Below are 12,348 nucleotides of genomic sequence, written 5' to 3'. Positions count from 1 at the left end.
ATTTAATGAACGCTACTTCATTTACAGCGCTAGGCATCGATCAACCTCTGGTCGATGGCCTGTCGGAATACGGAATTACGGAGCCAACTCCGGTACAAGCGGAGGCTGTTCCTGCTATTTTAAAAGGATCAGATGTGTTGGCCCGTTCGCAGACAGGGACAGGCAAGACACTTGCCTATCTGCTGCCTATACTGCAGAGCATAGATGTTGAATTAAAATCGGCTCAAAAGCTTGTGATTGCACCGACCCAGGAGCTTGCCATGCAGATCGTTAGAGAGAGTGAAAAATATGGACAGATCAGAGGTATTCAGGTACTTGGACTGATTGGGGGAGCTGCACTCAAACGTCAAGTGGAGAAGCTGAAGCAGCATCCACAGCTTATTGTGGGAACGCCAGGAAGATTGCGGGAGCTTATTGAGGTCCGCAAGCTGAAAATGCATCATATCAACGCGATTGTCGTGGATGAAGTGGATCAGGTGTTCCAATTGGGCGGAGCGGGCGATGTGGACCGGATTCTCCGCAGCGCGCTCCGGGACCGGCAGCTGGTGTTTCTTTCGGCTACCGTCAGTCCGGAAACGGCTGGGCTTGTGAAACGGGAAATGGAAAATCCGGTGGAAATCGGCATCGATCCGGACCAGTCCACTGCGAAGGGACTCGAACATATTTATTTTGCCGGAGAAGAGCGGGATAAGATGGAAAATCTGCGCCGCGTAATCCGTCACTTCAATCCGAACAAGGTCATGGTTTTTGTCAATCAGACGGAAACCATTGGAGAAGTACAGGCAAAGCTTAATTTCATGGGACTCCCGGCTGAGGCGTTGTATGCGGATGCCGATAAGATGGTAAGAAGCCGTGTGTTAGCCGGTTTCCGCAGCGGCAAGTTCAAGGTGATGGTTGCCAGTGATGTGGCTGCCCGGGGCCTCGATATTGAAGGACTCGAAATGGTCATCAATTATGATCCTGCGCTGGATTCCGAGCATTATGTACATCGTGCAGGACGTACCGGACGGATGGGACGCAGCGGCCTGGTGATCTCTCTGGTGACGAACCGGCAAATCTTTATCATGAACAAGTTTGCAAAGGAGCTTGGCATTTCACTGGAGGAACGCAAACTTTACGGTGGCAAGGTGCTGGAACCAAGAGATGTTTCTTCAAGTCAGGGGCAAGCCGCGCGGCGGAAGCCTGAAGACAAGGATACGACTGCCAAAGCACACATCTCTTCGGGAGCCGTTGACCAAGGTTTGGTGAAACGCCGCCCGGACAAGGAAGAAAGCCGTAAGGCACCCGGTCCGGCGAAAAAACAGAGCGAGCCCTTCCGCGGAGGGAAGCCGTCAGAGCGGCAAAGCCGCAGTGAGCGGGAGCGGGAACGGAAGAACAAAGGTGCTCCTAAATGGCTGAAGGACAAAAAGAACCCTTAAAGAAAAAGTGGATTGGCATTTCATGGAGGTGATGCAATGAGCGGCAATACTGTGCTGGATATACAGGGTTTAAGCGGCGGTTACAGCTTGAACCGTCCCGTACTGCATGATATTTCGTTTCAGGTGAAGCCCGGAGAGATGGTTGGACTCATCGGCCTGAACGGTGCAGGGAAAAGTACAACCATGAAGCATATTCTTGGACTGATGAATCCCCAGAAAGGGGATATCCGGGTTCAGGGAAAGAAACGGGAAGAGGATTCGGAAACCTATCATGGGTCACTGGCCTTTGTACCGGAATCTCCGCTTTTATATGAAGAAATGACCGTACGCGAGCATCTGGAGTTTACTGCAAGAGCTTACGGAGTCGGGCGCGGGGATTATGAAGAACGGGCGGATCGATTGGCACGGATCTTCCGGATGCAGGACAAAGTGGACAGTCTATCGACACACTTGTCCAAAGGAATGCGGCAGAAGGTCATGATTATGTGCGCGTTTGTGGCTCGCCCTTCGCTTTATATTATTGATGAGCCCTTTCTCGGGCTGGATCCGCTGGGAATACGCTCCCTGCTGGATTTCATGGTTGAGTTGAAGGAAGGGGGCTCCTCGATTTTGCTGAGCTCACATATTCTTTCGACGATTGAAAATTACTGCGACCGGTTTATCGTACTGCATCAGGGAAGCGTCATTGCGCAGGGAACTCTGCAGGATATCGCCGCGCAGGCAGGTACTACAGGGGCAGGACTGGAAGACATGTTCTATACCCTCGTGCAAGGCAGGGATTGACGATGGATTTAAGCCAATTAAGATCTGAGCGCCGCGGCCGTTTCTGGGGAAAAGAAGTGCTGCCATATCTCGGTTATGTCATCCAGAGCGGGGTCGCGGTACTGCTTTTATTCCTGCTCATTGCATTTTCGGCATGGTACACTTCCCTGGTCCAGCATATTCCCACTGGTCTTCCGATCCGCTGGATTATGCTGATTCTGTTCGTACCGCTGACGGTGAATAGCGGCTTCAGAACCTATCTTCAACCAGCAGATACCGTATTTCTGCTTCCTCAAGAATCCAAAATGAACAGCTATTTTAACGCGAGCTGGATTAGTGGTGTGGTATACAAGCTGCTGGGGCTAGCTCTTGTATTTTTGATATCCTGGCCGCTCTACGTCCGGAGTGACGGGGATCCGAAGTCATTTTGGCCTTTTCTGATTATCCTGATCGCACTTAAGGTTCTTGCCAGCTATGGCTGCTGGAAAGAGCTTCGCATGGTGTCGCGGCGTGCTACGATGGCTTATCGGCTTCTTCGTTACGTAATACTTGCGCTTGCTGTCGCAGCCTGGCTTTGGCAGCCGGAGGGCAGAAGCCTGATCTTCATCGTGCTTCTTGCGGCTACATATATTGTGGCGCTGCGTGTCCCGGCCAAGCATTTGGTAGCATGGGACAGATTGATCGCCCAGGAAAAGACACAAAGCGGCCGCGTTCTGATGATGCTGGGCTGGTTTGTCAATGTACCAGGCAGACAGCAGCGTATTTATGCGAGAAAATGGCTGTCATGGGCGGGGAACCGCATTCCATGGAAACCTGAGGCTGCGTACCGGTATCTTCTGATGAAAAGCTTTGTGCGAAGCGACATTCTGGGCATCGTGCTGCGGGCAGGAATTCTTGGAGCGCTTCTTGTCTGGTGGACCCGGAGCGGCATGATGGGCAGCGGCATTTACTTGTTCTTCGTATTCCTGGCAGGAGTCCAAATGTCATCACTTCTGCGATATCACAGCGAATCCTTCTGGCTTCACGTGTATCCTATACCTCCGGGCAGCCGCCGTACGAATGCAATCGGACTCGCTTTCCAAATCCAGCTGCTGTTTGCGGTACTGACGTGGCTTCCTCTCCTTGGAGCGGGTTCTGATCGTTTGGGTGCCGTATTCCTCACGCTGGCTACCGGAGTCATTGTATGCTTGTTGTTCCGTTTCTTTGCGGGGCGGAAAAAACCATCGGATGACGACGACGAATAGCGGGCCGGGCCCAATCTTAGATATGTAAACATGAAAAAAGCAGAAGAACGGGATTGCTCCCGGCCTTCTGCTTTTTTGCTGTCAGCTGATTCTTGTTGATTAATTGGAGTAATTAATTATACCCAGAAAGAACGAGTGATGATTACCAGGAGGATGAAGAGTACCAGAATTGCTCCAGTGTTACCAAACATTCCGTGTCCGCATCCGTATCCGTATCCGCCTCTTACTTCTTCGCTCATGTTCATTCCCCTTTGCAATGGATTGTTTTAGTTACATCGTATCTTATGTCTAGGGGGAAGACTGTGCTTGGGCAATTACCCGTTCCTCATCAAAAAAACAGATTTTTATAACGCATGCTTATTTATTCTGCAAATCATGAATTCCCTTGTACACCAGGTCAAAGAGTTCTTCAAGATATTCTTCCTCAATGCAGGAGAAGGCGACGCGGAGATCATGCTCGCCAAGAGCGATGGTTCCGACGCCATATTGATGAAGGATATGCGTACGAAGCTCCTCAGCGGAAACACCCTTCAGCTTCAGGCACATGAAGTATCCTGAGTTGAACGGATAGTATTCCCATACATCCTTGTATTTACCGCTGTCCAGCAGTGTTTTAACCTTATTGGCACGGCCCTTCATGATCTGGAACTTTTCTTCCTTCTGCGCATGGAACTCAGGTGACTTGAGCGCTTCAAGCACGAAGGTTTGGGAAGGATGGGCTCCGCTTGAAATGGTTGCACGGATGATGCCGAGTGTCTTTTGCTCAAGTGCATGCAGCACTTCCTTGCTATCAGAGGCATAGGTAATGAAGCCGACGCGGAAGCCCCAGACGAACTCTTCCTTGGTTGCGCCATCGACTTTGACAGCGAGCACACGAGGATGTAGATCTGCCAGCTTGCCGAACAGAGATTCCTTCAAGGAGTCTTCAAAAAACAGTCCGAAATAAGCGTCGTCTGTTACAACAACCACGTTAATTCCAGCTTCGGCAGCTTCCTTGACAGCAGCGACAATCTCATTGCCTTCCTTAAGACCCGGAGTATAGCCTGTAGGGTTATTCGGGAAGTTGAGGATCACAATCGCTTTTCCCTTGTCCTTTTGTGCGAGCAAAGCATCACGCAAACCTTGGCTGTTGAACGTCATTTCATCGGTGAAAAGCGGGTAGTTAACGATCTCGGCGTGACGGCGGATACCGAAAGTCAGCTCGTAGTTCTCCCAGTTTTTATCAGGATAAATGACAGCGTCCCCTTCATTGACGAAGAGGTCGGCAACCACACTCAGTCCATGTGTCAGCGCATTGGTCACAATTGGACTGCTCAGTGATTTTTCACGCAGGGAAGGGTTCTCTTCTTTCATTTTGGTGAGCCATGCTGTCCGGAGCTCCGGCTTGCCTGCAGGAGGAGCGTACGGATACAAATCCTTCGGCTGGAAAGCAGATAGCTTACTTTGGATCACGTCCAGATGCATCGGGATACCGCCTTCAGTTGCAATGCCGATCGTGGCATTGTACTTCTTGGCATGTCCGGAGGCTTCAGCAGACTGGCTCAAAATGCCTTCCTTTGGAAAATAGATCTCTTTGCCCAGTGTGGACAGCATGTCATAGACATGCGGGTTGCTGGACTTAACGCCTTCGTTCAGTTGTTCAGCCAATGAATTTAACATTTCTTCCATCCTTCCAAGTCGGTTGTAATGTCAGGACTTTATACAAAATCCCCATGTAAGCTTTTCCGTTTTAACTGCCTAACATTATATCACCTGGATCAGGAACCGTCACTGAAAAAAGGAGCTTTTGGTCTCTGAGCAGAAAGGATGCTTAATAATCGTCATCGGCTGCCTGAGGTTCCTTAGCAGTTTTCTTTTTACGGCTGACTGGAATGCTGCTGCGGATATGCTTAGCGGTTTCAAGGTCCCGCTGTGCGCCCCGGGATTCGAGCCCGCACAGTATTTCCTCCCGTTTATCTGTATTCAAATTTTGCCCGAATTTGAACTTGGCGCTGATATGGTCTGCTGCAATCTTAACCACAGCCACATTGCGGAGTCTCGAGGCATATACCGGATTGGATGCTTCGATGGGATCATAGCCGCCTTCCGGCTGCAGCTTTTTCATCAGCAGCGAAAAGGCTGCTGCCTTTTCCTCAAGATCCTGCACGATTTCAGCCCTTCCGCTAGCTGTTACACTCTTGAAGTAGGAGGTAGCGGGGCAGGCGAGATTCGGATCAGTAAAATACGAGGGAATGACCGCATATTCGTCGGCCACGCTGAAGCTTACATAAGGGCTCGTTTTTAAATGTTTCATTTTTTCGCCGATCCGGCTGCCATGGAAATAGAAGATTCCTTGATGGTATACGTAATTCAGCGGAGTGACCCGGGGATGTCCGTTTTCTCCCACGGTGCCGAGAAAGCCAAAGCTCATGCCGGATAAAAACTCATTGATTTCCTGTTCTTCAGTGATGCTGAATTCCTCTCTTCTCATCCATGTTTCCCCCATATATGATTTATGCCTGCGATATTTGAGAAACAACCATCATCAGGATACCGCAGAAGCTTGTTGACAGCATAACGGAAACATTGACAAGGAAAAAGATCCAATTTAGATTAAAATTTATAGTCCAATCATGTTTTCGATCTGTAAATATATGTTAGGCAGTTCAAAGCGGATCCAGTAGAGGAGGGGCAACAGGGATGGAACTAAGCCTCCATATGCAATCTTATCTTAATAAATACCGATACAAGTATCTTGCGCTGTATCATGCGCTGAGGGAAGCCATTCAGGACGGACGTTTGCCGGGAGGGATAAAGCTGCCTTCTACCCGGGAAATAGCAGATATGTACGGGTTATCCCGCGGAGCCGTGGCTCAGAGCTATGACATGCTAGTGGCGGAAGGCTATGTACATGCTGAGACAGGCAGGGGGACTTATGTTACCCATGCAGGCTATTCGCCCCGTCATAAGATGGAAATAAAGGATACACCAGTAAAACTATCCAGTTGGGGCGAGCGGCTGATCTCACTGCCGCGGGGGCCGGCAGATCCTGCGAAGCAGGCAGAAATCAGTTTTATCAATCAACCGCTGGACATGAGCCATTTTCCTTATGAGGAGTGGCGGAGCGCCCTCTCTTATGCCGGGGGCCGAAAGGGGAATGAATTACAGCATAAAGCTCCGCCAGAAGGAGATTGTCAGCTGCGTGAAGCTATTGCCTCTCATTTGCGTGTCACTCGTGGCATTATGGCTAGGCCCGAACATATTGTGCTTTTCAACGGGTCGATGCAGGGAATTGTACTGCTGTTCCAGCTGCTGATGAATGAGGGGGATACAGCTGTCGTAGAGAATCCGGGATTCCATGGTGTCCGCCGAGCCATTACCGCATGCGGTGGAATACCTATTCCTGCGGAAGTTGACCGCCAGGGGGTAATGCCGCAGGAGTGGGATTCAGGAATTCTCTTTGTTACACCCAGCAGGCAGTATCCTACGGGAGCCGTGCTGAGCCTGGAACGCAGACGACAGCTTCTTGACTGGGCACAGCGGCATAATGCAGTCATTATTGAGGATGATTACGATAGCGAGTTCCGCTATGCTGGCAGACCGATCGAACCGCTTAAGGCACTCGACACGCAGGAGCGAGTCATCTACATGGGGTCCTTTTCGCAAACGATGTTTACCGGGCTTAGGCTGGGTTATGCGGTGCTGCCGGAAGGGCTCGTGGGAGCCGCTGTTCGCGCCAAGTCTCTGTATGAACCGATGTCCCCGGGATTTCTGGAACAGCGGGCTCTTGCCAGATTTATGGCTAAAGGAGGCTATATACGGCATTTACGCCGTCTGACCCGGCTTTATGGATCGAGACATGAGCACTTTTGTAATCTGATGAAAGAAAAGGCTTCACAGCTCTTCGAACTAATACCTGGTGATGCGGGGCTGCATGTCTATGCCCATTGGCTTAAATCACCGGAGGAATACACCGCTTTTTGTAAGGCGGCGAATCAAAGAGGAATCAACTTTCGGGATGCGCAGGTATACCGGCTGGATGAAGGGTTTCCGGCGGCCTGCTTCGGATTTGCCCATATGGAAGAGGATCAAATTACGGAAGGCATCAGCAGACTTATCGCCGCGTGGCAGGATGTGCAAAATTTTGCGTGAAAGAGTATCATGTACATATATTGTGTTAAAGTGTGTATGATCTTTGATACAATATGTGTACCTGTATTGAAATAGTTTATATATAAGGGGGAATGACGACATGCTGCATGCGTCGCCATCTTCTTTCCAAATACTGCCCTCTCTTGCAAAGATCGTTTGCGAGCCGGGGTGGAAATGGCAGAAGCGTGAAAAAGCGCTGGAAAACTATGATCTATTTTATGTATGGAGCGGTGAAGGGACAGTCATCCGTAATGATGAGTCCTTTGAGGTCGGCAAAGGCAGCTGTTTTTTGTTCAGACCGGGTGACCACACCAGTGCGGTCCATAATCCGCAAAAGCCGTTGGTGCTTACATACAGCCATTTCAGAGTTTCCGAGCCGGTGAGCGAGATACCACTGCCTTACCGCCGCTTGACGGATACGGTTGATTTTGAATACATGCTCGCGAGATACGTAAGGCTGTTTTTGGTCAATACGTTTGCTGCAGAAGAGGAAGGCCAGCTGATTTTGAAGCAGCTCATGATTCATCTGCTGCGGCATGACCGCGAGCAGCCGGAGGAAAAGAAGGCCAGCAATCAGCTGACCGAGGTGATTCGCGAAATTGCAAATTACGTTCAGCAGCATCCCGGAAAACCTCACCGGGTTGAGGATCTTGCGGCCCGCGCGGGTCTCTCCCCCAGATATTTTTCCATCAAGTTCAAGGAACTGATTGGATTACCGGTGCAGTCCTATATTATAAGGACACGGATTGAGCGTGCACAGCATCTCCTGCTTCATGCGGGCATGAATGTAACAGAAGTAGCGGATGCGCTAGGTTACCGGGATATCTTTTTTTTCAGCAGACAGTTTAAGCAGTATACCGGCAAAAAGCCTTCCGAAATCCGTTAAACCTTCCGATTTGTTTCGGCAATGTAAAGCCCGGGTAAATAGGGGGAGTACATACGGCTGAAAGAAACGAAGGGAGGTATGCGCGAATGACGTACAGACGGAGAATACGCAGACGCGAATATTCCACAGGCGGACGCAGCATGATTCGGAGCCGGATGCGCCGGTACAAGCCAAACGAGCCTGCGAATGATTTGTGGTTTTAAACATAGAATGAGCATAAAGAGCAGCACGGGAGCAGGGAGCCGTGTCTGCTTTTTATTTTTGGAAGAGTAGGATTATTAATGTAATATTACGAATTGGCAATGAATAAGGTTAGGACACTAAAATCTTATCCGCGAAGGGGATCACACTGTGACCTTATCCCATTTTCTCGAAAACCCGCTTCTGTATCGAAGCGGGTTTATTGTTGTCTTAAGCCCAAAATTGCTTATGAACAATGAGATGGACCGGGATGAACGCCACGATCAGCGCGTTTTTTTTAGCGATGCGTACCATTCGTTCACTTCGTCGGTCATTGCGTCGCCGCCCAGCGCGTGCCATCTGGCAACGACGCGATCGAAGTAAGTCAGCGGCTCCTGGCCGTAGACGATCTTGAGCATCGCGTCGTGGAGCAATTCATCGAGGGCGTCGCCGATTTTTTCCTTCATTGGCGTCGGTGCGCCGGTGAAGGCGTCCGTCTTATAGACGGTGGGATTGCTTTCGACGATGTTCCAGCCCCTCAGTTCTTGCGGCGTACGCTGCAGCTTGTTTTTGATGTCGTATGGTGTCTGGTCGGACACGCCTCGGTTGATGCGGGCGATCGATTCGCTGAGCAAGTTCGGGACAGATGGGAGCGACAGGCTCAGCAGATACTTCTGGGGGTCCGCCAGACCGCCGGGCACCTGGCTCTCACGGAACGTCAGCTTACCGCCCGAATAGCCGTAGTCATAGCCCTCGGCGATGCCCCAGCGATAAGGGGAGTCGGCAGGCGGATCGATGAAGTTATCGTAGACAAAGTTCATATACTTGAAAAAAATCTCGGGATTCGCCATGTCCGCGTTGATGGCGACCGCGCCGAATTCCGGGGGCGTGCCGCGCGTGCCGGACAGGCCCCCCGGCCCGGCGGGGATGGGATACGCGTCGAACTTGGCGCCCGGCACGCTTGCGGTCACATCCCCGAGCGGCCAGCCGGCCGCCCACAGAGGCGCCACGATCATGCCGGCCTTGCCCTGCTTCCATGCTTCCGTCGCCTGGACTTCGTCGAGAATTTCGGCATCCTTCGGTATGTAGCCCCGCTCCATCCACCGCTTCAACGTTGCCAGTCCTTGCCGGACGCTTGGCTGGACCGAGCCGTAAGACAGCTTCCCGTCTGCGCCCAAGTTCCAGATGTCCGGCATCTCACCGTAAGCCCCGAACACGAAGCCTGCGTCGGACATCCAGGAAAAAAACGAATTTTTCAGGCTGACGCTGAGCCCGTAAGTATCGTTTATGCCATTGCCGTCCGGGTCCCGATGGACGAACGCATCCATGACGGACTCCATATCTTCGATCGTGGAGGGCGCCTTGAGGCCGAGCTTGTCGAGCCAATCCTGACGGATGTACAGCACCTCGTTCGAATTCATTTTGCCGTCGAGAATCGGTACCGCCATCTTTTTGCCGTTGACCGTATACCGGTCCCACGCTTCGGGAGCTTGCTCCATGGCCGCCTTCCACTTGGGCGAGGCGTACTGCTCGAAAAGCGGACCGACGTCACGGAAGGCACCGGAGCGCAACAGCGGATACAGATTTTGTCCGCCCTTGAACGTAACGATGTCGGGGAGAGGCTGTCCGGCCGCGATGGAGGTATTCAGTTTATTGATGTAAACGTCCTCGTCTCCGGTCGTCGTCCACAGGTATTTCACCTTGATGCCCAGCTTCTCCTCGAACAGCCGGTTCAGGATGTTGTTTTGCAGATCCTCGCCGTTTTTGAACTCGATGTCGGGGTACAGATGCCCGACGGTCGTCAAGACGGCGGGGGGCTCGTATATTCCTTCGACGAAGGAAGGGGGAGGCTCTTCAGATATAGAGCCTCCCTCTGGCAGGTCGGGGGGGCCTGTCTGATCCTTCCAATAGACGAAGGAAAATAACATGACGACAACAAAAAAGACAATCGCGAGGCCGAACAGTCCCGTTTGTTTCAACCATCTCCAGATGCTCATGATTCCAATTCCTCCTGTTCGCGAACCGTTCTCCACCGCAGCTTCACCTGGAGTCCGCCCAATTCTCCGTTCTCAAGCTCCATATGAGTGTCCGGGCCAAGCAGCGCGCCCATCCGTTCATATACATTATGAAGCGCCCACGCGGTATTGGTGTCCGAACCGTTGTAAATCGCGTTTCGGAGCGCGGCGAGTCGGCCGGTCTCGACGCCGCGGCCGTTGTCGGCTACGCTAATTTCGCAATATTCTCCGTCGATATAACCCGCAATTCGAATGTCTCCGACCGTGCGCAGCGGTTCGATTCCATGGAGAATGGCATTTTCTGCAAGCGGCTGCAGCAGAAGCCGCGGCACCTGCAGACCGAGAAGGCTTTCCTCGACATCTATGGCGAAGACGAAGCGGTCCATCTGCAGGCTCTGGATCGTCAGGTACAACCGGACGAGCTCCAGCTCCTCCCGCAGTGTCGTGAACGTATTCTCGAACTTGATGGATTGACGGAAATAACGGCTTAAGCTCATGGACATGTCAATGACGGCCTGTTTTTCGTCGAGCTCGGCCATGCTCTTGATAAACGCGAGCGAGTTGTACAGGAAGTGCGGCTGAATTTGGGAGTGAAGCTGCCGGAGCTTTGCCTCCTTGGAGCGGATTTGCTCCATGTACACTTTTTCGATCAATTCCTTGATTTCTTTGGACATCTCGTTAAAGCGGTCGAACAGATAGGCGAATTCATCGTTGCTCTTCTGACGCAGCGTGATTGTATACTGTCCGGTCGTGATCTTCCTGACGCCCCAGATCAGCTTTCGGATCGGAATCTGCACGTCTCGGTTGAGCAGGAGGGCGAGCAGGATGCTGAAGAGGAGCAGAAAAATGCTGGAGAAATAGTACAACCGCTGGTTGGCATAGATCGGATCCAGCACTTCGTTGATCGGGGTATAGTCCGCGACGTACCAGTCTTTAAAGCTGCCCAGCGCGGAAAAATTGACGAGATAATGCTCGCCGTTCAGTTTGATAAGCCGGTTGCCGCTCGTTTCTTCTCCTACCCCGAGCAGACGGGTCAGCTCGCGGATGAACGGAAGCTTCTCCGTATCGCCGGACAGTACGTCTCCGGCTGCAGAAAACAAGATCGGCCCATTGTCGTTCGTCCCCTTGGCACGCTCCAAATAATCGAGCATGTTTTTGGTGTCGATCTTGGCCCTGATGACATAGGACACTTCGTCCGGATCGAAGCGGAACGTGTATGGATGCGCCAGATAATACGTCAAATAGGCACCGTCATTGGCATGCTCGTACTGCCAGAAAGGGCGGAAGTGCTTTTCCAGGTAAAGGTCGCTGAGTGTAGGCGTCGTCTGGGGGGAGAAGGCAGGGCTGTCCTCCGCGTAGACCACCGTGAATTCGGCGTTCCAGTTATTCAGGGCGTGCAGCAGGTTGAGTTTGTCCGACACCCGCAGCTTCAGCTTATTCAGCTCGAAGTCCCCTTCCAGAAAGGAAGGGGTCGCGAGAAGCCGCACATCTTTGTCTAGTACGAGAAAATCACTGAAGGACGATATTTTGGACAGATTGTTGTCGATATCGCCAGCCAGGAATGTGAGCTCGTTCAGTTTCACGCGCTGAATTTCCTGTTTGATGAGCCGCACGCTCGAGCGGTTCGTCAAGTAGTACAGCAGCAGCGTGGAGACGAGCAGCAAGAAGATGACGAGCACGATTTTTGTGAATATGGTAAGCCTCATGCGAGT

10 protein-coding genes are annotated in these 12,348 nt (G+C 51.7%); 5 read left to right on the top strand and 5 right to left on the bottom strand.

The genetic code is table 11. The features are described from left to right. The first annotated feature begins 5 nt into the window (after positions 1-5). From E6W40_RS25400 to E6W40_RS25390, 3 genes are read left to right on the top strand one after another with little or no spacing between them, the layout of a single operon-like run. A complete protein-coding gene (locus E6W40_RS25400) occupies positions 6-1,418 on the top strand; it encodes a DEAD/DEAH box helicase (RefSeq protein WP_136608417.1) in 1,413 nt (470 codons plus the stop codon). A 36-nt stretch (positions 1,419-1,454) separates the two neighbouring features. Next, positions 1,455-2,201: an ABC transporter ATP-binding protein gene (locus tag E6W40_RS25395; RefSeq protein WP_136608416.1), complete on the top strand. Its 747-nt coding sequence runs from the start codon at positions 1,455-1,457 to the stop codon at positions 2,199-2,201. Positions 2,202-2,203: 2 nt separating this feature from the next. Next, positions 2,204-3,424, top strand: coding sequence for an ABC transporter permease (locus E6W40_RS25390; protein ID WP_136608415.1), 1,221 nt, complete (start codon positions 2,204-2,206; stop codon positions 3,422-3,424). 116 nt (positions 3,425-3,540) lie between these two features. On the opposite strand, the gene E6W40_RS29845 is transcribed toward E6W40_RS25390, so the two are convergent. From E6W40_RS29845 to E6W40_RS25380, 3 genes are all read right to left on the bottom strand, one after another. After that, positions 3,541-3,663, bottom strand: coding sequence for a YjcZ family sporulation protein (locus E6W40_RS29845; protein ID WP_211147087.1), 123 nt, complete (start codon positions 3,661-3,663; stop codon positions 3,541-3,543). 118 nt (positions 3,664-3,781) lie between these two features. After that, positions 3,782-5,083 carry an aminotransferase class I/II-fold pyridoxal phosphate-dependent enzyme gene (locus E6W40_RS25385; RefSeq protein WP_136608414.1) on the bottom strand — a complete coding sequence of 434 codons (1,302 nt, stop codon included), beginning with the start codon at positions 5,081-5,083 and terminating at the stop codon, positions 3,782-3,784. A 151-nt stretch (positions 5,084-5,234) separates the two neighbouring features. Then, positions 5,235-5,894, bottom strand: coding sequence for a pyridoxamine 5'-phosphate oxidase family protein (locus E6W40_RS25380; RefSeq protein ID WP_136608413.1), 660 nt, complete (start codon positions 5,892-5,894; stop codon positions 5,235-5,237). Positions 5,895-6,103: 209 nt separating this feature from the next. Here E6W40_RS25380 and pdxR point away from each other — a divergent pair, with 209 nt between their 5' ends. Together pdxR and E6W40_RS25370 are read left to right on the top strand one after the other, a co-directional pair. After that, the gene (pdxR, locus tag E6W40_RS25375) at positions 6,104-7,555 is read left to right on the top strand and encodes a MocR-like pyridoxine biosynthesis transcription factor PdxR (protein ID WP_136608412.1); all 1,452 of its coding nucleotides are present in this window, start codon (positions 6,104-6,106) and stop codon (positions 7,553-7,555) included. A 100-nt stretch (positions 7,556-7,655) separates the two neighbouring features. After that, positions 7,656-8,441 (top strand): AraC family transcriptional regulator, encoded by a 786-nt coding sequence (locus tag E6W40_RS25370; RefSeq protein WP_136608411.1) that lies wholly within the window; start codon positions 7,656-7,658, stop codon positions 8,439-8,441. 464 nt (positions 8,442-8,905) lie between these two features. Here the strand turns inward: E6W40_RS25370 and E6W40_RS25365 are convergent, their stop codons facing one another. Further along, positions 8,906-10,618: an extracellular solute-binding protein gene (locus E6W40_RS25365; RefSeq protein WP_136608410.1), complete on the bottom strand. Its 1,713-nt coding sequence runs from the start codon at positions 10,616-10,618 to the stop codon at positions 8,906-8,908. Beyond that, complete coding sequence (locus E6W40_RS25360; RefSeq protein ID WP_136608409.1) at positions 10,615-12,342, bottom strand: sensor histidine kinase; 1,728 nt, start codon at positions 12,340-12,342, stop codon at positions 10,615-10,617. Before E6W40_RS25360 ends, E6W40_RS25365 begins: the two co-directional genes overlap by 4 nt. Positions 12,343-12,348 lie beyond the last annotated feature (6 nt).

The organism is Paenibacillus dokdonensis (assembly GCF_004916975.1).
In the GTDB taxonomy this organism is placed as follows: Bacteria; Bacillota; Bacilli; order Paenibacillales; family Paenibacillaceae; genus Paenibacillus_AQ; species Paenibacillus_AQ dokdonensis.
Note: the sequence above shows the minus strand (reverse complement) of the source record. Positions and strands in the feature narration are given on the sequence as shown.